This is a genomic window from Pseudocolwellia agarivorans (assembly GCF_002000085.1).
GTDB classification, from domain to species: Bacteria; Pseudomonadota; Gammaproteobacteria; order Enterobacterales; family Alteromonadaceae; genus Pseudocolwellia; species Pseudocolwellia agarivorans.
In genome coordinates, this window is sequence record NZ_MUZU01000008.1 from 174,511 (window position 1) to 197,991 (window position 23,481).

15 protein-coding genes are annotated in these 23,481 nt (G+C 37.3%); 7 read left to right on the forward strand and 8 right to left on the reverse strand.

The features are described from left to right. Nucleotides 1-7: 7 nt before the first annotated feature. The gene (locus B0X80_RS13595; protein ID WP_076417220.1) at nt 8-331 is read right to left on the reverse strand and encodes a ribonuclease E inhibitor RraB; all 324 of its coding nucleotides are present in this window, start codon (nt 329-331) and stop codon (nt 8-10) included. Nucleotides 332-405: 74 nt separating this feature from the next. Continuing rightward, on the reverse strand, nt 406-978 hold the full coding sequence (locus B0X80_RS13600; protein WP_077341124.1) for a TetR/AcrR family transcriptional regulator: 573 nt from the start codon (nt 976-978) through the stop codon (nt 406-408). 136 nt (nt 979-1,114) lie between these two features. Between B0X80_RS13600 and B0X80_RS13605 the strand changes: the two genes are divergently transcribed. Next, nucleotides 1,115-1,759: a peroxiredoxin-like family protein gene (locus B0X80_RS13605; protein ID WP_077341126.1), complete on the forward strand. Its 645-nt coding sequence runs from the start codon at nt 1,115-1,117 to the stop codon at nt 1,757-1,759. A 277-nt stretch (nt 1,760-2,036) separates the two neighbouring features. On the opposite strand, the gene B0X80_RS13610 is transcribed toward B0X80_RS13605, so the two are convergent. From B0X80_RS13610 to B0X80_RS13620, 3 genes are all read right to left on the reverse strand, one after another. Further along, nucleotides 2,037-3,539 (reverse strand): tryptophan halogenase family protein, encoded by a 1,503-nt coding sequence (locus B0X80_RS13610; protein WP_077341128.1) that lies wholly within the window; start codon nt 3,537-3,539, stop codon nt 2,037-2,039. Between the two features lie 42 nt (nt 3,540-3,581). Next, the gene (locus B0X80_RS13615; protein WP_077341130.1) at nt 3,582-5,072 is read right to left on the reverse strand and encodes a tryptophan halogenase family protein; all 1,491 of its coding nucleotides are present in this window, start codon (nt 5,070-5,072) and stop codon (nt 3,582-3,584) included. Between the two features lie 124 nt (nt 5,073-5,196). Beyond that, a complete protein-coding gene (locus B0X80_RS13620; protein ID WP_077341132.1) occupies nt 5,197-8,106 on the reverse strand; it encodes a TonB-dependent receptor in 2,910 nt (969 codons plus the stop codon). 481 nt (nt 8,107-8,587) lie between these two features. Here B0X80_RS13620 and pulA point away from each other — a divergent pair, with 481 nt between their 5' ends. Beyond that, complete coding sequence (pulA, locus tag B0X80_RS13625) at nt 8,588-11,365, forward strand: pullulanase-type alpha-1,6-glucosidase (protein ID WP_077341134.1); 2,778 nt, start codon at nt 8,588-8,590, stop codon at nt 11,363-11,365. A 290-nt stretch (nt 11,366-11,655) separates the two neighbouring features. On the opposite strand, the gene B0X80_RS13630 is transcribed toward pulA, so the two are convergent. Beyond that, on the reverse strand, nt 11,656-12,336 hold the full coding sequence (locus B0X80_RS13630) for a Fe2+-dependent dioxygenase (protein WP_077341135.1): 681 nt from the start codon (nt 12,334-12,336) through the stop codon (nt 11,656-11,658). 14 nt (nt 12,337-12,350) lie between these two features. Next, entirely contained in the window at nt 12,351-14,699 is a 2,349-nt protein-coding gene (locus B0X80_RS13635) for a TonB-dependent receptor (RefSeq protein ID WP_077341137.1), read from the reverse strand. Nucleotides 14,700-15,055: 356 nt separating this feature from the next. Between B0X80_RS13635 and B0X80_RS13640 the strand changes: the two genes are divergently transcribed. Next, a complete protein-coding gene (locus B0X80_RS13640; protein ID WP_077341139.1) occupies nt 15,056-15,631 on the forward strand; it encodes a YdeI/OmpD-associated family protein in 576 nt (191 codons plus the stop codon). 28 nt (nt 15,632-15,659) lie between these two features. On the opposite strand, the gene B0X80_RS13645 is transcribed toward B0X80_RS13640, so the two are convergent. Further along, nucleotides 15,660-16,619: a LysR family transcriptional regulator gene (locus B0X80_RS13645; protein WP_077341141.1), complete on the reverse strand. Its 960-nt coding sequence runs from the start codon at nt 16,617-16,619 to the stop codon at nt 15,660-15,662. A 191-nt stretch (nt 16,620-16,810) separates the two neighbouring features. Here B0X80_RS13645 and B0X80_RS13650 point away from each other — a divergent pair, with 191 nt between their 5' ends. From B0X80_RS13650 to B0X80_RS13665, 4 genes are all read left to right on the forward strand, one after another. After that, nucleotides 16,811-17,743 carry a sodium-dependent bicarbonate transport family permease gene (locus tag B0X80_RS13650; RefSeq protein ID WP_077341143.1) on the forward strand — a complete coding sequence of 311 codons (933 nt, stop codon included), beginning with the start codon at nt 16,811-16,813 and terminating at the stop codon, nt 17,741-17,743. 128 nt (nt 17,744-17,871) lie between these two features. Then, the gene (gene ppc, locus B0X80_RS13655) at nt 17,872-20,433 is read left to right on the forward strand and encodes a phosphoenolpyruvate carboxylase (protein WP_077341145.1); all 2,562 of its coding nucleotides are present in this window, start codon (nt 17,872-17,874) and stop codon (nt 20,431-20,433) included. A 674-nt stretch (nt 20,434-21,107) separates the two neighbouring features. After that, the gene (locus B0X80_RS13660; RefSeq protein ID WP_077341147.1) at nt 21,108-21,971 is read left to right on the forward strand and encodes a hypothetical protein; all 864 of its coding nucleotides are present in this window, start codon (nt 21,108-21,110) and stop codon (nt 21,969-21,971) included. Nucleotides 21,972-21,974: 3 nt separating this feature from the next. Continuing rightward, on the forward strand, nt 21,975-23,477 hold the full coding sequence (locus tag B0X80_RS13665) for a glycosyltransferase (protein ID WP_077341149.1): 1,503 nt from the start codon (nt 21,975-21,977) through the stop codon (nt 23,475-23,477). Nucleotides 23,478-23,481 lie beyond the last annotated feature (4 nt).

Genomic DNA, 23,481 nt, shown 5'->3' on the forward strand with positions numbered 1-23,481 from the left:
GCTCACACTAAGCTTCAATACCCCAACCGTCGTTATAGCCGTTAAACTTAGTGGCTATTTGTTCAAACTGCGCTTCTTGAGCCACAATAGCATCATAGATAGGTGTTAGTTTTATTGAACAATCTAAATCCCAAACATTAGGTGTTTCATCAGGGTGAATATCGCACGCAATGTCTGGTGCTACTTCAGCAAGATGAGCAGCCATCGCTTCTGCATCTTCTTTTTGTGCAAATAGTTGAAAAAAAACAACGTTATGAACAATCGTTAAATCAATACCTGCTTCCTGCATTTCTGCCAATACTTGGCCTGTTTCATCGTTTGGAAAAGTCATGTGCTACAAAGCTCTATAAAATAATGTCTTCTATTATAAACGCCAATATTTTAAATGGATATAAAACTCATCAATTAATGATCAAAGTTACTCCACGGTAACCAATGTAAACCTAAACGTAAGCCATTGACTATTTGTGCTTCGCTGTTTGAATGATATCCGTAAACACGCAATCCAAAAATATGAAGCATAATACTTGCGGCTTTTTGCTTAGCTTCGTCTTCGCTATAAAGGGTTGAAAGCTGCTCTGTATATATACCTTCAATAGTTGCTAAATAGCTTGATATATATTCTCTCAAATCGCTTTGCTCATCTAGCTCAAGTTGGCTTTTTAGTAAAAAACAACTGCAATAACCTGCTTGTGCTGATTCTTCTACAAACGAAAGTAAGATCTCACAAATGGTTTGTTCAACACCTTGTTTTTGATTAAATTTATTCTTTAAGTTAGTGATTGAACTTTGGGCATAAAAATCGATAGACTCTTTGAATAAACCTTCTTTATTGCCAAAAGCTAAATAAACACTTCCCGGTTTTAAGCCAGTTACTTCAAACAAAGCCTGCATCGACGTAGCACTGTAACCTACCCGCCAAAAAAGTGATGTAGCTTTATCTAAAACAGTTTGTCGATCAAATTGTACTTTTGCCATATTCCAAGTTACTCACACTTTGTACTATGGAGAGCATATTACAATAAATTGAATGTTTGTTCAAAAAATAACTTGAACGTTCATTCAAAAGATGATTGAATGAGCATTCAAGATAAATTAACGCTTAGGATCAACTATGTCTTTAACTGAAACAATTAACGAATATAAAGCGGGCTTTAAAGAAAAAGCACCACAAAATGTACAAGAACTTATGCAACAAGCTACACAAGCACTTGCTGACTCAGGTATTACTTTAAAATCACCTAAAACAAACGACACTATGCCAGCATTTACTTTACCTAATGCTCAAGGCGATAACGTTTCATTATCAAGTTTATTAGAAAGTGGTCCTGTAGTTGTTACTTTTTATCGTGGTGGCTGGTGTCCGTACTGCAACTTTGAATTACGTGAATATCAAAAATCATTAGCAGAAATAAAAGCATTAGGCGCAACCTTAGTTGCGATTACTCCTGAACTACCTGATGCGTCGCTTTCAACCTCTGAAAAAAATGAACTAGAGTTTGAAGTACTAACAGATGTAAATGCAGAATACGCGAAAAGCTTAGGCTTAGTGTTCTCTTTACCTGAAGCATTAAGGCCTATTTATTTATCATTTGGTATTGATGTAGAAGCACACAATGGTGAAGGTCAATTCGATTTACCACTGGCTGCAACTTTTGTAATAGCAAAAGACGGCACAATCGCCAGCGCTTTTGTTGATGCCGATTACACAGCAAGGCAAGAACCTAGCGACGTAATAAACACGTTAAAAAGTTTGTAAGCTTACTGGCTAAAGTTAAACAAGGCGCTGCAATAGCGCCTTGTTTAGTTTTGATCAAATATTCGACACCTATATTAAAATGGGTAACTCTCAATTTTTCAAGTCGATGAGTCAGAACTAATACACTTAGTTCGACTTCATACATAAAAGTTAACCATGAAACTGACTTACTTCTTTAAATACTTATCAGCCTTAAATTCTTCATGCTTTTCAGGATAATAAATTACAAAAGTTGAATAACTTCTAGTGTTTAATCCCAATAATTAATTGATTATTTCTACGGCCCAAAATTCAACGCACACCCTTGTAAAAACTGCTGAATCTTTTTCTCTTTATAAAGGTCGCCTTTATTGGGCTGGTTTTGAGCAAGAGGAGGAAATGCACCATAGCCTGCTAATAAACAATGCCAAGACATTGAATCGAAATAAGCGCCTATTTGTTGTCTTTCAATCTCTTTGCCTAGGTCTTCGCATGTGTACCAAATATTAAGTAGTTGATATAACGAGTCTGATAAATGCGTGTTGTCGCGATTGGCACGCCAGTAGTCGCTATCGTCTCGGGTGTTTAGTTTATAATGGGCAACTATGTAATCTCTTACGCCATCAAATCTTTTGGCAAGTTCGATATTAAACTCGTTTCTATTTTTGTTAGTAAAACCGCCTTGTTCGAATTGGTCGATAAAAATCTCAAGGCTAATTTGTACTAAATGTAGAGCGGTTGCTTCAAGTGGTTCAATAAAGCCTTGCGACAAACCTAAACCAATACAGTTATTTGCCCAATGTGTTTCTAAGCGCCCTATTTTCATTTTTAAATGGCGCGCTTGCTCTGGGCTATCAAGGCAATTTAAGTGCCTGCGTAGCTCTGTTTCGGCTTCGTTTGGGGTAATAAAGTCTGCGCTATAAACATAGCCATTGCCGAAGCGATTTTTTAAGGGTATTTTCCAACACCAGCCAGCGGATAGTGCAGTAGAAACAGTTTCAACGGGAATGGTTTCGCTGATAGGCGTAGGCATGACAATCGCCGAATCGTTAAATAGGTTTTCTTTATAACTGTTAAATTTTACGCCAAGTGTTTTTTGCATTAATACGGCAGCAAAGCCTGAACAGTCTATAAAAAAGTCGCCTGTAATTTTTTCTTCTGAGCTTGTTCTAAGAGCTGAAATATCTCTATTTGGGTGTTGTTCAACCGCTATTATTTTTTCTTTAAGATGAGTTACACCTAAGGTAATGGCATGCTCAGCTAAAAATTCGCCCAGTAGGTGTGAGTCAAAGTGATAGCCGTATTCCATTTGAAACGGGAAGTTTGCAGGCGCTATTGGGCTTTTACCTTGTTTGGCTAATAAACCATTAAGGATGAAATCGTCAGGCTGGGTATGAGTGTCTAACCCTAAACGACGAGTACGACAATTTACGGTAAAAGGTTTTGCGGTAAAGGTATCCACTTGTGAGAAGAAGGGGTGACTATAGCTTTTTACGCCTGATGCAGGACTCCAGCCGTCGAAGCGAATATTCACTTTATAAGTGGCGTTACAATGTGGCATCCATAGCGATTCTTCCACTTCAATCATTTCAAAAAAACGCTTTAAGCTCGGCGTAGAACCTTCACCTACACCAATAATGCCTATTTCAGGCGCTTCAACTAAGGTGATTTTTATATTGTGATTAGACCATTTTTTAGCAAATAAGTTAGCCGCCATCCAACCTGCAGTGCCGCCGCCTAAAATAACAAGGTGTAGTGGTTTATTACTTTGGGTATTTGAGCTTTGGTTTTCTGAATTCATATTCTGCCTTTACCTTGTTATTTAACCTAGATTCAAATGGCTTTATTGTTTAAGCGCTGCTTTTAAGAATTCATCGTGACTAGGTAAAGACGATACGGGTTCATGCTTTGCGTGTTTAACTTTAGCTAACATTTCGTTTAACGCGGCTTCTGAAACACTGTTTGCTATAGGGTGATAATCTTTAGGTATTATGCCCTGCCCTACCATAACTTGTAACCAAGAGCTGTCTTGAAAAAGATCGTCTTGCTCTTTAAATAATCGGCCACTTTCTGCAAACAATTCAATTTTATGAGCTAGGCTGTCAGGTACATTCAGTGTTCTCATGTCTTGCCAAAAACGACTGTCGGTACGTTGGTTAACGTGGTAATGCAAAATAATAAAGTCTCGAACTTGTTCAAACTCTATTTTTGATTGCTTGTTGTACTCACTTACTAAAACATCGTTAATTCCTTGATGCGGAAACAAGTGCACTAAACGCGTAATAGCTGATTGAATAAGGTGAATACTGGTTGATTCAAGCGGCTCTAAAAAGCCACTTGATAAACCAATGGCGACTACGTTTTTATTCCATTGTTGGCGTCTGCGCCCGGTGTTAAAACGTAGAAGTTTAGGTTCAGCTAAAGGTTTAGTGTCTAAATTAGCAAGCAATAAGTCTTGCGCCTGTTGGTCGCTATAATAACGGCTGCTATACACTAAGCCATTACCGTTACGATGCTGCAAAGGTATGCGCCATTGCCAGCCGGCAGAATGCGCAATTGAGCGAGTGTAAGGTAAGGTTTTTTCTAAACGTTCTGACGGAACAGCAATAGCGCGATCGCACTGTAACCAATGGCTCCAATCTTCGTAACCGGTGGCGAGTTTTTCTTGAATCAATAAACCTTTAAAGCCTGAACAATCTATAAATAAGTCGCCTGCTATTTGACGGCCGTCAGTTAGCTGTAATGCTTGAATATAGCCTGATTCTTGGCATTGTTGCACATGCTGCACCATGCCTTCGGTTCTTTTTACGCCTATTTTTTCGCTAAATTTTCTTAAAAACTGAGCATATAATCCTGCGTCAAAGTGATACGCGTATGGCATATCGTAAATAGGATCTTGGCTGTTTATTTTCGCAAACTTTCCTGCTTCAGCGCACAGGTAATTTAAATCGTATTGCCAAAGATGTTGGTCGTTTTCTAATTGATTAGCGCGCTTTAATAAATGATGAAATTGACAAAAAGCTAAACTGCGACCAGCAGCGCCAAAGGTATGGTAATAGCTGTCGCCTTGGTTTTTCCAGTTTTCAAATTTAATGGCAAGCTTGATGGTGGCTTTGGTTTCGCGTAGAAACTCAGCCTCATCAATGCCTAAAACGCTATTAAAAAGTTTAATGGGTGGAATAGTCGCTTCGCCAACGCCTACCGTACCTATTTGTTCTGACTCAATCAGCTCAATTTCAACAGCTGAACCAATCAGTTTTTTGATCATAGCAGCTGACATCCAACCCGCTGTGCCACCACCTAATATAACGACTTTTTTAATAATGTTGTTCATGAATTGCTCATTATTTATTATTTTTAAATTCAGCAACTGATTTCAGTTTACACAACTATAGGTGATTAAATGTAAAAAAGCCCCAAGTCGAAAAACTATGAGGCTTTTATTCATTTCAGATTAGTTAAAATGAATAGTTAAGATTTAATAAGTAAGTCGGTCCAAACTGACGACGCGATGAAACAATGCCTGTATCGTCATCAATAGTTTCTTCGTCTTCATCCGTTAAATTAGTACCCGATAACGACATAGTTAGCCCTTTAAGTGCATCAATACCTGACTCATCAAAGTTATAACTAATTTGCGCATCTACTAATCTAATTTCGTCGCGAGTCGCATCAGAAATTTTGTTAGAACCACCACGTTCATAAGTTAGGTAAGCTGAACGTTTTGTTGTCGCTATACGGAATTCAAAACCATTAACTTGGTAATAAGCCGTAACCGAGTATGAATGGTCTGATTGACCCGGAATAGCTGTCCCGTCTTCTAACTCTGCGTCAACATAGGTTTTAGATGCCGCAACACCTAAGCCGTCTAACGTTTCAGAAAACATATTAAATGGAATGTTAGCCGTAATTTCATAACCTTTTACGGTACCTTTTAGGCCGTCTTCAAAGAAGGTGAACGTTCCTGAATCTGGAGGTGTAATAATATCTCCTGCCGAGAAAGGAAGGTTAGCTGGTCCATAAAGACCATCTTCAGAAGCTACACGATCATGGTAACCAGCAATAAAGTAGTCTGCGCCGCCATTGGTTTCATCATTACGGAAATTAATGGTTTGGTCGCCATCACGTGTCCAGTTTTCGATATCTTTATAAAAATAGGTTAATGAGAAGTAACCTTCATCACTAAAATAGTTTTCATAGGCAATATCAATATTATTGGCTTCAAGAGGACGTAGTTCAGGGTTACCCGCAGATTTAGACCACGGTGAGCCATAAGTATCTACAGCCTCTAAAGTATTTGGAATAGCAATTTGATCTATGTTTTGCGCATAGTTAATAAAGCCAGAAGCTTTCATTTGATCTATTCGAGCGCGGCTGATGGTTTTGTTTGCAGTAAAGCGAACTAACTGGTTTTCAGCAACTTCTAAACTTAAGTTTAAGCTTGGTAATACATGGCTATAATCAGCACCGCCAGAGGTTAAACAAACGTTATCCACAATATCATCGTTATTGTCGTCACATACTTTAAAGTTGGAGCCTACCACACCAATAAAACCAGTTGATGATTGGTCTGTATCAACATACTGTAAACCAATGTTACCTGATAAAAGCATATCGCCAATATCAGTTTCAAAATCAGCCTTTACATATAATGTAAATACTTTTTCTTCAACTTCGAAGCTGTCACCAATACGATCGGGTTCAAGTAAACCAGCGTCATTTAAGGTATAAGTGCCATCACGGAATGGAGCAAGTCCGTCATAAGCAACAACATTGCCTAAACCTGCCCACGTTAAATCAGCAGTGCCGCTATAAACATATTCAGCAGGTATGCCAGTTGATAATGGGTATGAAGCTGCTGTAGCAAAAAAGCCTTTGTTTACTTTTTCTTTAGTGCGGTCAGAGTAGTTAACACCCAACGTAACACGGTTGATAAATTTACTGTCTACATTACCATTCACTTCAAATTTTGCAGTAGTTAACTCTTCTGTAAAGTCAGCAAAATTTAAGAAACCATCTTGAGCATTTAAATAATTAAAAGGTGTGCCGTTAGCGCGTAATTCAGTTGTTTGAAATTGGCTTTCTAAACTTGCAAGACCTCCGCCCCATGCTTGAGGGCCGGCTAGTTGTAATAATGCAGGATCAGATAATGCTCCCAGCCCTGTTGAACCGGTAAAAAACACACCTGAGTTGCTCATTACAAATTCGCGTGAACCTAACTGTGATGAGGTTAAAGAGTCAGAGCGGCCAAGGCCTGCATAAGATTCGCCACGTAGATCATGTTTTTTAGATTCGCTGTTGGCAATGTCTACTTCAATTGACCAGTCGTCATTTACAAAGTATTCAACATTTAAACCTACAGCTTGTAGTTCGCCTTCTTTCTCTCTTGGATCGGTACGAAATACTGGGTTAGCGCCAACTTCTGTTCCTGTCGAGTTAACGCCAGTTCCTGTTACATTAGCCGCTGAGAAAGGCTGGATAATTCCGCGTGAAATACCAGAATCAGAATAATCGATATCTAAAATATCAAAAACAACGTTTAAATCATCGTTTGGTTGGTATTGAACCACGGCTGAAATAGTTTCACGCTCAAGTTTTGTACTTACTGAATGTGAATCTAAGCCTGTAGGTAAAATTTGTCCGTCGTCATTTGTTGCATAACCCCATACGCCATATCTACGTTGGTTATTTGGCGTTTCAGTTTTTGCTAATGATAATGCAACGCCAATCGTGTCGTCGGCAAATTTATTAACAAAAGAAAGGGCTAAACGATGTCCATTATTGTCAAGTTCTGGGTTATCAGACTCTTGCTCGCCAAGCTCATAACTACCGTTGAGTGTAATAGTTTCTTCTGCTTGTAGAGGACGAACTGTTTGTAAATCTACTGTTCCACCAATACCTTGAACCATTAAATCGGCTTGAGTAGATTTATAAATGGTTGCACCCGTCATAATTTCAGATGGGTATAAATCGTATTCAACACCACGGTTGTCGCCAATACCAATTAACTCACGACCATTTAAAGAAGTACCAATAAAATCTTCTTTAAAGCCACGAATAGAAATGCCAGAAGTGCGACCGTTGCTACGTTCACCAGCTAAGCCAGGTAAACGTGCTAGTGACTCAGCAATTGAAGAGTCAGGTAACTTACCAATATCTTCTGCTGAAATAGCTTCTACGATAGAGCTAGAGCTCATTTTAATTGCTTGAGACTTTATTAAGCTGCCTCTAATACCGGTAACTTGAATAACTTCTACTTCTTTTTCTGCTGCTTTTTCTGTTTCAGCCGCATATGTAGGGCTGCTTAGTGCAACAAGTCCCGTTGACAATATAGCTAACGCAACTTTACTTGGTTTAAAATTTAACATAATTATTTATCTCCCCCATTCGTCCCTGCTTTAATTATTGTCAGTATTCCTTCACTGATGCATTAAGTGTATGTTCATGATCCGCGCATTTCTTCGGATGAAACTAATATAGAGTGCTGTTTTACCGATGAACATATGCTGCATACGTATTCATACACGGAGAGAATTTTGTTTTTTGTATAGCTTATCTATACAAAAAATGATGTATAGACCATACTAGCTTAGGTAATTACATACAAAAAAACCACTAACTAACAGTGTTTATTTTTCTTTTAAAAACAACAACTAAAAATATAATTAACATTTAAAATATTGTTAATAATTTATAAGTTTTTAAACTGTGAATTTAAAAAGCTTAATCCATCTTTACTTATAAATCCCAGTGTTGAATACGTATGTATTGATGTGTTTAAAAACCCAAAAACAAGTAAATTTAGCTCATCTATAATGTAACTACCTGAATTGGGTATACGGATGAATAATGGTTAAATTGATCACCACGGTATTGTGCTTGTTGCTAATATTATCTTGCCAAAAAAATAACAACATATCTGCCACAGTTAATATTCCACTTGAAGAGGTTTCGACGATACCATCAGACTATTCAAGCCACTGGATAACATCTAATCTTATTTTAATACCTAAAATTAACGCGTTATTTAGTTACAAACTCGGTGTTTTAAATGATGAAAAAATAGAATATATCCCTTTAAATCAGGTTGCAGTACCAGAGTCGGTAATAGCAAAACATCCCCATTTAGCGTCTTTTCAAGGCCTTTCGTTTGTTAATAAAGCCAATATAAACCAAGCAAAAATAAAGCAGTGGTTAAAGGCACCGCTTGCTGTATTGGCTTTTGACTCAAAATCAAAACCTGTGCATAAGACTTATGTACAAACCGGCGTGTTACTTGATGTTTTATATACCTCATCAGAAAACGATGCTAATGAAGTGAATGACTTAGGTGCAACGGTTTCACACACAAAAACCACATTCAAAATTTGGGCGCCTACAGCCAAAACTGTAGAAGTACGGCTATTTAATGATGATAAATCACCTTATAAAACCGCAAAAATTAGCTTAACCGAAGATAAAAATTCAGGTATATGGTTTGCTACCGTAAATGAAGACTTAACAGAAAAGTTTTATCAATATGCCCTAAATGTATTCCACCCAGAAACTAATAAACAAGAGCAAATTACCACAACAGATCCGTATTCTTTAAGCCTTTCAACAAATAGCGAATATTCTCAAGTGGTTGACTTAAATGCCGCTAATACTAAACCTACACATTGGGAGTCACAGCAAGATGTTGTTATTGGCGCTCCTGAAAATAATATTTTTTATGAAACTCATATTCGCGATTTTAGTGCTTCTGATACAGCCATTACAGATAAAGCGATTAGAGGTAAGTACAAAGCATTTACCCTTGATGACTCTTTTGGTATTCAGCATTTAAAAGCCCTAAACGCCGCTGGTATTAATAACATTCATTTACTGCCAACGTTTGATATTGGCACCGTAAACGAAAACACTAACGAAGTGATCAGTTTAGATAACAGCCTAGCGGATGCTTGTAAAAAAACATCAATAATGGCTATTTGTGAAATTGATGCCAATAAAAGCATGAGTATTGGCAGCTATTTAACAACACTGTCAGCTTCCAGCGATAAAGCCCAAGCTATTGTTTCAGCACTTAGAGAGCACGACAATTACAACTGGGGCTACGACCCATTTCACTACACGGTTCCAGAAGGAAGTTACGCCTTAAATCCTGATGGTGTTAGCCGTATTATTGAATTTAGAGAAATGGTGCAAAGCATTCACAACCTTGGCTTTAGAGTGATTATGGACGTAGTTTATAACCATACACATAAAGCAGGATTAGCGCCTACTTCCGTACTCGACAAAATAGTACCTAACTACTATCAACGTTTACATCCGTATACTGGTGAAATAGAGCAGTCTACCTGTTGCGACAATACCGCAACTGAACGAACAATGATGGCAAAGTTGATGACAGATTCGTTAGTTGTATGGGCAAGAGACTATAAAATAGATGGCTTTCGATTTGATTTAATGGCGCATCAACCCAAAGCTTTAATGCTAGCCGCAAGAGAAGCCGTTAAAGCGGTTGACCCTGATACTTATTTTTATGGTGAAGGTTGGAATTTTGGTGAAGTTGCGAATAATCAACAATTTGTACAAGCCAGCCAACTTGAACTAGCTGGCACTGAAATAGGTACTTTTACCGATAGATTACGTGATGCTGTTCGCGGTGGCGCTTTTAACGCCGTTGGTGAAGGACACAGAAAAAGCCAAGGTATTGGCAACGGCCTTGGTAGCATTCCTAACGAATTACAAACCGACGATCTTTCACAATACTATGTCATGATGGACCAACTTAGAGTAGGTTTAGCAGGTAACTTAGCAAACTATCCTCTTATTAATCGCAATGGAGATAAAGTTACAGGTAAAGACATTCCTTACGGAGATCAGCCCACAGGCTACGCTTTAGATCCTGCCGACACCATTAATTATGTTTCTAAACATGATAATCAAGCCTTATGGGACAACAACCAATATCGTATCGCCTATCACGTTTCAACTGATGATCGCGTTCGTATGCAACTACAAAGCCTTTCATTTCCTATATTAGCGCAAGGCATACCCTTTTTGCATATGGGCAGTGAGTTACTCAGATCCAAATCATTTTTACGTGATAGTTACGATTATAGTGACTGGTTTAACCGTGTAGATTTCAGCAAAGAAACAAACTTTTATAATGTTGGACTGCCACCAAAAGACAAAGATGAAGAAAATTGGAGCATGATCACCGAGCTACTAAAACAAAACGATGGTAAAGATCACGTATCAGCTAAGCATATTAAATTTAGTGCTAATGTATTTATGGATTTTATTAAAATCAGAATGAGCACGCCACTATTTAGATTAACTTCTGAAAACGAAATTATCGATAGATTAACTTTTCATAATACCGGTAAAGATCAAAAAATTGGCTTAGTGATTATGCAAATTTCAGATAACGACAACCATGCTCAGCTAGACGAAAACATTAATAATCTTGTGGTAGTTTTCAATACAAACTCAACTGAGCAATTCGTTCCTTTTGAAGCAGCAAATACCTATCAACTTCACCCTATTCAACAAAATGGCGCTGACAAAGCTGTGAAACAAAGTCGTTCAAATACCAATGGTTTTTATGTACCAGCATTAACAACCGCTGTGTTTATTAATTAACCTCAGCTCGGGATAAGCAAAGTTACTCAACAAGTTACTTTTATGCCTAACTTCGTTGAATTTATTACTAATAGCCAGCTATTAGATAGAAAAATTCGCCTTGTTATACACAAAAATATCAATGTTGAGAGACTAATATAACTTAGGAAAACAACGATACAGATTAAGGTTTTGTTAAATAAGATTTTTAATTCATTATCTAACATTCATTAACCCGAGTTGAGGTTAATTAACTGTAGGTTTTAATATGAAATGGGTAACTTTATTTTTTTCAACACTAAAGGGATACTTTACAGCTGAGTAAACTGGCGTATTAAGTTGTGATAAACGTTATGTAGGTTATCTAACTCGGTTCTTGAGGTTTTGCCCTCTTGAATAAGCGTTTGAATAGTTTGGTCTAGCTGATACAAGTTTTGGCGTATGCTCGATTCTGAGATCATACTTTGCATCCAAGTAATCGCTGCTACGCGCTGACCTTTAGTTACAGCGGTTACTTTATGTAAACTGCTTGACGGATAAACAACAGCATAACCTGCTGGAAGCTTGATTGCTTGTTGCCCAAATTCGGTAGAGATAATGAGTTCTCCGCCTTCGTATTCTTCTGGCTCACTTAAAAAAGTGGTCATTGATATGTCGCTACGTATTACTTCATTAGTATCTGGAATTCGCATAACTGCGGCATCTACATGATAGCCATACTCTTCAGTTTCACTGTAACGATTAAAACAAGGTGGAAATATTTTGTGCGGTAAAGCCGCTGATACCAATTTTGGTGTTTCTCCAATGCGCGCCAATAGCTGGTTAGCTAATTGACGCACATGCGTATTACTGGCATCAGCTTGATTGTTATTTTTTACTGAAGCAGCCATTCCCATAGCTGTTTTACTACCGTCGTTCCAAGGAGCGTTGGCAAGTATTTCTCTATAAGTATTTACTTCTTCAGCTGATAAAATTTTATCAATAACAATCATTTATTTTCTCTAAATTAAAATTCGTATGTTGCTGTTAGTTTAGTATTAGCAGCATTACCAAGATACATAAACGAACCAGAGCGATATGCTGCTGTGTAGTATGTTTCGTCGAATGCATTACCAACATTTAGTCTAAACGTTAACGCTTCAGTTGCGTAGTAGTTAGCAAATAAGTTAACTACTTGGTAGCTAGGAACAACAATGCTGTATCTGTTATTCGTAAAGTCGTAACCAGCAGCGGTATCAGGTTGACCAGCGTACATTTCACTTTGGTAAGCGTAATCACCACCCACTACGAATGAATCGTTGATTTCATAACGTAACTGTAAGTAAACACTCTTTTCAGCAAAGTTACTTAACGCTAAACCAATATTACTGTTAGCTGTAGGATCCGCAATTTCTGGGTATTCAGTATAAGAGTCTGTTACTTCAGAATCCATAATTGTTGCAGAAAATTGTACGCTTAATGCATCAGTAATGTTACCAACTAAACCGACTTCAATACCTTTGACTTCGTTTTCACCCGTATTTAATGAACCTAGAGCAGAATAGTCATCTTCACCTAAACTTTCCATTACGTCAGATTTAGTAATTTGGAAAATTGATGCTGAAAGTAAGTAATTGTCATCAATCATGACTTTAGTACCAATCTCAATGTTTTCAACACGTTCTGGTTTTGAATCTTTTACTTGTGAAGGGTCGCCACAGATACCACCGTAACCACAGTTTGCACCTAAATCTGACTCACCACCGTTAATGTTAGTTGCAGTACTATAGTTTGCATAAACGTTAACATCTTCAGAGAAGTCGTAAATTACGCCGATGTTACCATTGTACATAGTGTCTGAATAAATATAAGGCGTTGAAACACCGTTACGAATTGTTTCACCGTCAAAATCAAAGCTATCAGCTCTAAATCCGTAATAAACATCTAGTTTGTCAGTTACATGTAGTGTATCAATCATATAAAAAGAAATCGTTTCAATATCGTTAATTGAATCTAGACCGTTATCTTCATATGTTCTACCCATTACTTGATCAATGTTATCAATATAATTTCCTGTGCCATCAACAATACAGAAACTATCCGATGCACCACGACGACCATTTGTTACGCAGTTTGTTGGGTTTGCATAACCAAGCTTATAAGTACCGTTTTTAACAGTTTCGTCAGTATATTCAAAACCAAAAACAAAGTTATTCTCTAAACCAAATAGCTCTGTGTTTAAAAATAAGTTGAACTGAGTACTTGCATAGTGAACATCTTGATAACCATTATGAGAACTTAACGATACGGTAGCTTCACCCGGAGCCGTTGGATCAGAGTCAGCACGCGCAGTACCACTAGCACCTGTAGTAATGTAACCATTACTTGTTTCGCCATAACGTGTTGCATTGTAGATTGAAACGTTATCGTTTACTTCATATTCAGTTCTTAAAGTAAAAGTTTTTACTTTAGATTTTAAGAAATCTTCGTCTTGAGCATAAACAGGAATATCTTCAACAGGTTCACGCGTGTCACGGTTAAAGTAGCTACCTAAGTCAGAAACATCTTCTGCATCTAAATAATAACCATCAGCAATAAACGATAAGTTACTTGTTGGTAAGTATACGCCTGATAATTGAACGCCGTTGCGTTCGCTTGATGCACCTTCACGACCTGGCTTATCTTTATCTGAGGTTAATGCATTAATACGAACAGCAGAGTTTTCAGAAAGTGGTAAGTTGTAATCGAGTGTTACACGTTGGTATTCATCTGTACCTAAACCAGCGTCTACACGACCAAAGTTATAGTTTACAGACGCTTTTTTAGTAACACTGTTTACAGCACCACCCGAAGAACCACGACCTGCAAATGTTGAGCTTGGGCCTTTAGTAATTTCAACACGTTCAGTTGCAAAACTTTCACGCGTGCTCATACCTGGATCACGTAAACCATCAACAAACACATCGCTACGTGCTTCGTGACCACGAATAATGTAGCGATCACCAAAAGCGTTACCGTTTTCACCTGTACCTAACGTAATACCAGCTTGTGCTGATAAGATATCTTTAAGGTCGGTTTTACCCGCTTCTAAAAGTTGATCTTGTGTTAATACTGTGATCATTTGCGGTGTATCTACAAGTGGCATGGTACGACGTAAATCGCCTGACTCATCGTGTAAATAAACTGAAGTTCTAACACCATGCACTTCCATTAATTCAATCGCTTTTTTTGACTGATTTAATTCACACTTAGCTGAAGTATCGTCTTTACAATTATCTTTAATATCTTCTGCATATAAAGTACCACTTGAAAAAACAAGGGCAGCAGTAATTGCCTGAGCGCCTAACGTTAACTTATTAGCTTGGTTTGCCTTCATGATTTGAGAGATCCTGTAAGTAATTTAATGTTTAATATGTTTTTATTGCGCGCATATTAAAGCAATACCAATCTAAATACAAACAAATATCATTTAGATTAACAAGAGTTATTAAAAGACTAAATAAAATGACTCTCAAACAGGCTATATATACCCGTTGCCATTCAGATGCAGATTTCAGTGAATTGTTATTGATGGCTATCAGAAACGACATATTTTACATAACAAAGCAATGACTTGCTGACTTAACAAATTGAATATATTGTGCTTTCTGTTAAGTTATTAACGATTAATATATACGTTATTACTAATACGTTTATGATTACAAACAGTTATCCCCAAGAGAATCTAATTTAATGAAGAAGCCTGAACCATTGAAAACAAAAACATTTGCAACACCAAAAGATCTCGGTCAGTGGCTCAAGTTGAATCATGCCTGTGAAAGCGAACTTTGGGTGAAGATATACAAGAAAAACTCTGAAATTCAGAGTGTGTCTTGGAATGATGTGGTTATCGAAGCGCTTTGTTGGGGTTGGATCGACGGTATTAAAAAGTCACTAGATGAGCAAGCCTATCTTCAGCGTATTACTCCCAGAAAGCGGCTAAGCAATTGGTCTAAAAGAAATACAAAGCATGCTGAACGTTTGATAAATGAAGGCAGGATGACGGAATCAGGGCTCGTACATATTCAAGCGGCGAAAGAAGATGGCCGTTGGGAAAACGCTTATGTTGTCAGTGAAATGGAAGTACCTTCAGACTTTTTAGCTGCGCTTGAGAGCCAACCAAATGTTAAAGCGTTTTTTGAAACCCTCAATAAGTCGAGTCGTTATGTTATCGCGTATGGGTTAATAAGTGCGAAGAAACCTGAAACCAGACTAAGACGGTTTACAAAATTCATAAACATGCTTATTAATGAAGAAAAACCTAAATAAAGTGATGGTTATTATCGAACGAATGTACTTACCTAACTCCTTTACCAATACTTGCTCCATTTTTCCTGTTAGCCGCTATTTTCTTTTGTAAAATGGTTAAGCCTTCTTCTTGTAAATACTGATAAAACAGCTCAGCCAGTACTGTTTGGTTTCTGTTTTTGGTGCGCGCTAAATACCAATGGCTTTGTATTGGAAAATGCTCAACATCTAACCGAGCTAAACTCACCTCTTGCATATAGTCTAAAGTATGGCTACTTAAAATAGACAACCCTAAATCAGAAGCCACAGAATGTTTAATAGCTTCGTTGCTTTCAATGGTCATTTTAGCTTTTAACTTTAACTTATGGAGTTTGCAAAAGTCATCAATACAGCGTCGCGTACTTGATCCTAATTCCCGTAATAAAAAAGGGTAATGCGACAACCTATTTAAACTAATGGGCATTTTTTGCGTTAATTCGTGATTAACTGGCGCAACAACCACTAGCGGATTATCTAGAAAAGGTTCGGCTATTAAATTGTCTGAATCTGGGCATTGGCTAAATACGTAATAATCATCTTTATTTTGATTAAAGCGTTGAATAATTTTTTGACGATTGCCTACATTTAATTCAACATCAATTAGCGGATAACGCTTACAAAATTGCCCCAGTAAAATAGGTAAAAAGTATTTAGCGGTAGACACCACCCCCAACTTTAAAACACCTGATTTTATTCCTTTTAAGTTATCTAATTCAATTTGTAGCTTATTCAAGCCAAAAAACATTTCGCGTGCTGTGCTCAAGGCTGCTTCGCCCGCTTCGGTCAACTCAATACTTCGGCCATTAACGTGATACAACTGCAACTCAAGCACTTCAGTTAAGTTTTTTAATTGGATAGATACCGAAGGCTGAGATATATGCAAGGCTTCAGCAACTTTAGAAATATTTTTATGCTCAGCTAACGCTAAAAATATTTGCAGTTGGCGCAATGTGGGCATTCTATTCGACATGATATTCCTTAAAAAATGTTATATACCCGTTACCAATCAAGATACGTATTTCAGAGTGCTTGAATGATAACGGGTATATTCAAAAGTATAGACATATGTATATACTTTAAATAAAAATTATATATTTTTTATTATTGATAAAGCAAATTATGATGCGCCTACATTTATATTAAGGAATAGTTTTTACGGTTATGACTCAATTTATCCCTGACATACTTGCCTTCTTTTTTATAACAGCATTAATTGCACAACGTTTTTCCGTTGACTTAAAGTTGCCCGATGCGGCTTACCAACTTATTACGTATATATTGTTAATTACTATTGGTTTAAAAGGTGGCCAAGCTATTGCTGCTAATGCCAGCCTAACGTTAATAGGGCAAAGCAGTTTAGTTATTTTCATGGGATTAGTAATTACCGCAGTTGCTCTTGTGTTAATTAAATGTGGATCAACATTAAATAAAACTGATTCAGTTACATTAGCAGCCCATTATGGATCAGTAAGTGTCGGTACATTTGCCGTAGCGGTGAGTTTTTTAGAAGTAAACAACATTGATTACGAACTAACATTAAACCTATTTGTTGCACTCCTCGAATTACCCGCCATAATTTTAGGATTATATTTATTAAGCGATAAACAACATAAGCTTAATGTGAAAACAATTTTAGCTCATAAAAGTTTGGCGTTAATTGTAATTGGTATGCTAATTGGCGCTTTATATGGCGAAAAATCTACTCCTATGACCAATAACTTAAAACCCATGTTTAGTGTAATGTTAGCTTTATATTTGGTACACATGGGCGCATTAGCTGGCAACAAAATTTCAGATATTGGCCCAAACAAATTTTTTATTATCGCGTTTGGTGTTGTTATGCCAATGATTGGCGCGAGCATCGCTTTACTCGTTGCTTGGCTCATTAACTTAAGCCACGGCGGTGCCGCACTACTTGCCGTATTAGGTGCTAGTGCATCTTACATTGCCGTACCAGCTGTTTTTGAACAAGCACATCCTAAAGCAAATGTAGCGCAGGCTTTGTTTGCCTCGCTCGCGATTAGCTTTAGTTTTAACGTAATTTGGGGTATCGAATGGTATACAAAAGCAGCGCAATACATTACAACCCCTTAAAATATAAACAAGATTTTATCGTCGTAACATTGATGAACTAATCTGTTTTAACCAATATAAATTATCTCGTTATTGGTAGATTAATGTTCTTCCATATTTATACATTTTTAAACACTTAGAGAGGTCACATGCTAGAAAATATTCAACAAAATGTGCGTGAATTAGGTACATTACTAGGACAAACCATAGCTGACGAGCAAGGCGCTCAGTGGCTTGAAAACATTGAAAAAATGCGACTGCAAGGTCGAGACATAACCGCTGGTGATGCCAGTATAGTTGAGCAACTACAACAAACCATATCTAACTGTTCAGAAGCTGACTTATTAATTTATGCCCGAGCTTTTAGCCAATTTTTAAATTTAGCAAATGTGGCTGAACAGCAATATACAACGAGTCCACAAGGATTAGACGAGCTAGATCTTGCGCATCCGTTAGAAGATTTAAAAGAAAAACTAGGTAACGTTTCAGCTGACAAGTTTAGTCAAGCCCTCGAAAAACTACACATAGAACTTGTGTTAACGGCTCACCCAACTGAAGTTAACCGTAGAACGTTTATTCATAAATATAACCAAATTGCACATGAACTAGATGATAACAACGATGCCTCGTCTTCACGTATTGCTGAATTAGTAGAACAAGCTTGGTACACAGATGAAATTCGCCAGCAACGCCCTACTCCGTTAGATGAATCGCGCTGGGGTTTAAACACTATTGCTAATAGTTTTTGGTTTGCGGTACCTCAGTTTTTAAAAGAGTTGAACCAATTAAGCCAAGACTTAACCCAAAAAGACTTACCTATTGATTACAACCCAATCACTATGGCGAGTTGGATGGCGGGTGACAGAGACGGCAACCCATTTGTTACCGCTAAATTAAGTGAGCAAGCTTTACTGAATGCTAGGCTAACGGCTGCAAAACTTTACCTTATTGATTTTGAACGCTTATATTTAGAGCTTTCAATGCGTAAAGCATCAGAAGAATTACTTGAAGCAGACGTAGATGGCGTAGGCCCATACCGTACTCAGTTAAAACACGTTATCGAATTATTAAAACTGAGTATCGAGCAGCTAAACAAAGGCGAAACTAAAGGTATTTTAAATAGCTCTGATCAACTTAGATTGCCTCTCATTGCTTGTCGCGATAGCTTATTATCTGTTGGCTTAAAAAACATTGCCAACTCTTTAGTAGTAGACATGATACGTAAAGTAAATTGTTTTGGTATTTCATTGGTTAAGCTTGATATTCGTCAACACAGCGAGCGCCATGAAGGTGCCGTTGCAGAAATAACTCAAGCATTAAACATGGGCGACTTTGCATCATGGGATGAGAAAAAACGTCAAGCATTTTTAGTTGATGAATTACAAAACCCTCGTCCATTACTACCTAAAAAACAATGGTCTGCCGATACACAAGAAGTATTAGATACTTACGCGATGATTGCAGAGCAACCTGCTGAATTATTTGGTATTTATATTATTTCAATGGCGAGCCAAGTCAGCGATATTTTAACGGTAAATTTATTACTAAAAGCGTCTGGCGTAAGCTGGAAAATGCCAATAGCACCATTATTTGAAACGCTAGAAGATTTAAATAATGCACCAGCAGTAATGGCCGAGCTATTTACATTAGAGAGCTATAAAGAATATTGTGATCAGCAACATCATGTAATGATAGGTTACAGTGATTCAGCTAAGGATGCGGGTGTACTTGCTGCCACTTGGGGGCAATACCAATGCCAAGAAAAATTGGTTGAAGTGTTTGCAGAAAAAGACATTAAATTAAAACTATTTCATGGCCGTGGCGGCACAATTGGCCGTGGCGGCGGACCTGCACATGCAGCTATTGCCTCGCAACCTCCAGGTTCTTTAGATGGTGGTTTACGTGTTACGGAACAAGGTGAAACCATACGTTATAAGTTTGGTTTACCTAATCTAGCAACTCGTAGCTTACATTTGTATGCATCAGCTATTTTAGAATGTTTAGTAACTCCACCACCTGTTCCAACGGTAGAGTGGAGAACATTAATGGACGAAATGGCGAAAGATAGTTGTGATATTTATCGTTCTTATGTGCAAACCAATAAGAACTTTGTTAAATATTTCAGACAAGCAACACCTGAACAAGAACTTGCGTCATTGCCTTTAGGTTCACGTCCTAGTAAGCGTAAGTCAGACGGCGGCATAGAGTCACTTCGCGCAATTCCTTGGATATTTGCATGGAGTCAAAACCGTCTTGTTGTGCCAAGCTGGTTAGGTTTAGGTGGTGCTATAGAAAAAGCCTATAAAGATAATGCAAGCGTAATTCACGACATGCTAGAAAGCTGGCCTTACTTTAAATCACGTATTTCGCTTACCGAAATGCTTTATACCAAGTCTGACGAACAAGTTTCAGCCTTGTATGATGATGCACTCGTTGACGAAGATTTAAAATACATGGGTGTAGAGTTGCGCGAACAACTTGCTGCCGATAAAAAAACATTATTGGACTTATTAGCACAAGATACGTTACTGCAAAACGATCAATGGAATTTCAGCTCCTTTGAATTACGTAGAGGTTATTTAGCACCATTACATTTAATACAAATAGAAGCATTAAAGCGTTTACGCCAACAACCTGAGCATCCTGACAATGAACAATTACTTATGGTAACTATGGCAGGTATAGCAACAGGCATGAGAAATACGGGATAACAAACCCATTAACTCGTAAATTAAAACAAGGGCGACTTATCGCCCTTGTTTCGTTTTATACCTTTACAAAAAGCGCATATACCCGTTATCAATTCAAGGCAGTGCTTTATAATAATGGTCGTCCCTTATAAAAAGCATTAATGAAGAAGTGATGTTGCTCAAACGCTTCTACGATGGATCTAAAAACAATTTATGGAGCTTATTAACTTTAGTCAGATTCCTATAGAGATGCAGGACATTAAGCTAACCCAGGAGCAGTTACCGAGAATAACCACGACGTAAACGTAATGCCCTGTATACATAAATGTAGACCTTATTTCTGTTTGGAACGTAAAATCTGTACCTAAATTATTTTTAGTTCCCACTGAAACCTGTATTTTGAATAGTTACGGATATAAACCTTTTTATCCCATACCACGTCACTCTAACACCTTTGTTATGTCCCCTCTTTTTTGTTCTATAACGGTGCAAAAAAACTATTTGAAATAAAATTCTTTAACCCTTGGTCTTGATCTGATCATGTTTCTGTAAATTAAATAACGAAAGTATCACAAAAAGATAACATTTCCTCAAAGCCTTTAAAACTCGGTTGTTTATCATAAATCTTCTCTATAACTTATAGACATTATTAAATTTGAATATACACATTTACTTCTACTAACCGAGTGAAAACTATGTACCAGAATATAAAAAACACCCAAAGTAAACTAAACCATACCTTAAAATTATTAACTATTTCCACTGCTGTATTTTCTGTACTAGCATTATCAACAAATGCATCAGCAGGTGCCTGGGTTGGCACTAAAGGTAGCGGCTATATAAAACTAGGTTATGCAAACTTTACTTCAGACACCTACAGAGGCAACAACCCTACGTTTGAAGATTTTGAAGGTAATAATACGTCTTTATATGCTGAATACGGTTTAGGTAATAACTTTGCTTTATATGGTTCTTTATTACATCAATCATACGATCAAGAAGATTCGGTTACAGGTAAAAGCGGCGCAAGCGGTTTTGCTGATACTGAAATAGGTATTCGTTACCAATGGCAAGCTGACCCTTTTGTTCTTTCTACTTCTTTTTTAGTTAAAACTCCCTTTCTTTACGACGAAGACGATGGCTTAGGTAATCACCAAGAAGATTACGAAGCTAAAGTATTAATAGGTAAAGGGTTAGACGAATACGGGTACTTTGGTGTTGAACTAGGTTACCGTTTACGTTCAGGAGATCCGTCTGACGAATACAGATATTTATTAGAATACGGCTTCAACATTACACCAAATGTTTATTTTCGTACTAAATTAGACGGTACGTTAAGTGTAAAAAACGCTAGCGACGACATTACATTAAACACAGGTAACTTATCTAATCCTTTAGAATATGACGCAGGTAAGCTTGAGCTAACTACTGGTTATAATTTCAATAAAAATACTGCATTAAAAGGCTTTGGTCTTGAACTAACGTACACCACCGAAATTTACGGAAAAAATATTCTTGAAGGTGACTCTATTCAGCTAGGCATTACAAAGGTTTTTTAAGCAATGTCTTTATTTAGCGTAATAATTGTAGTTGTTCACTTTTTATTATTAGTGATTTTAAGCTTATTCGGCTTACATCGTTTATCTATGGTTTTAAGGTGGTTTAAATACAGAAAGTATAAACCTGCCACACCTGAAAATTTCGATGTATTACCTAAAGTAACTGTACAAATCCCTTTGTATAACGAGCGATTAGTCGCCAAAAGGATCGTTGATTCTATTGTGCTACTTAATTACCCGTCAAATCGTTTACAAATACAAATTGTTGACGACTCAAACGACGATACAAGCGACCTTATTGCTGAGCGTGTAAAGCACTATCAGCAACAAGGTGTTAATATTGAACATGTGCAAAGAACCAATCGACAAGGTTTTAAAGCAGGTGCACTCAAAGAAGCAATGAACTCAGCCAGTGGTGAATTTATTGCAATTTTTGATGCTGACTTTATTCCTACTCCCGATACTTTGCTTAAAAGCATTAACTACTTTACGAAACCAGACATTGCCATGGTGCAATTACGTTGGGAGCATTTAAACAGACGCAGTAGTTTATTAACTAAAACTCAAGCCATTATGCTTGACGCACATTTTGCGCTTGAGCAACACGTAAGATGCGCAAGTAACATGTTATTCAATTTTAATGGCACAGCCGGAATTTGGCGTACTTCAGCCATTATTGATGCGGGTCATTGGAGTGCAGATACATTAACTGAAGATTTAGATCTAAGCTATCGAGCGCAAATAGCCGGTTGGAAAATGTTGTATTTAAATGACATTACTTGCCCAGGCGAATTACCTGCCGACATGAATGCCTTTAAAACTCAACAATATCGTTGGGCTAAAGGCGGTGTTCAAGTCATGATAAAAATGCTAAAAACCGTTTGGAAAACCAAACTTCCTTTTAGTAAAAAAGTAGAATCTACTTTTCACCTTTCGAATAATCTCGCTTACTTTGTAATGCTAATAGATACGTTATTCTTTTTAGTACCTAGTTTGTATCTAAGAGATAAATTCGACTTTATTAATATATGGTGGATAGATATTCCTTTATTACTTATGTCGTCTGGTGGACATATTGCTTACTTATATTTTGGTCAGATTGTTTTAGGTCGCTCAAAAAGCCGTGCGTTTCTAAAAATACCTAACCTAGTAATGTTAAGTATTCAGCTGGCCATCAACAATTCTAAAGCAGGTTTTGAAGCATTATTAGGCAGAGAAAGTGAATTTGTTCGCACCCCAAAAACTGGCGAGTTACAGCAAAGTGACAAAGCCGTAATAACCACTGAATTAAATAAGCCAACAGCAGAAACAAAACGTTTGTATAAACCTTTAGCCCCCAAAGGAGCTATATTTGAATTTATTATTGCGGTGATTTACGCGTTAGTATTGTTATGGGCTATTCAGCATCAGCATTGGTTTATGTTGCCGTTTATTGCGTTACTAACACTGGGTTTTGTTATGTCTGCCGTTAATAGCTTTTACAGCCATTATAGGCTGTCTAAGTGAATTT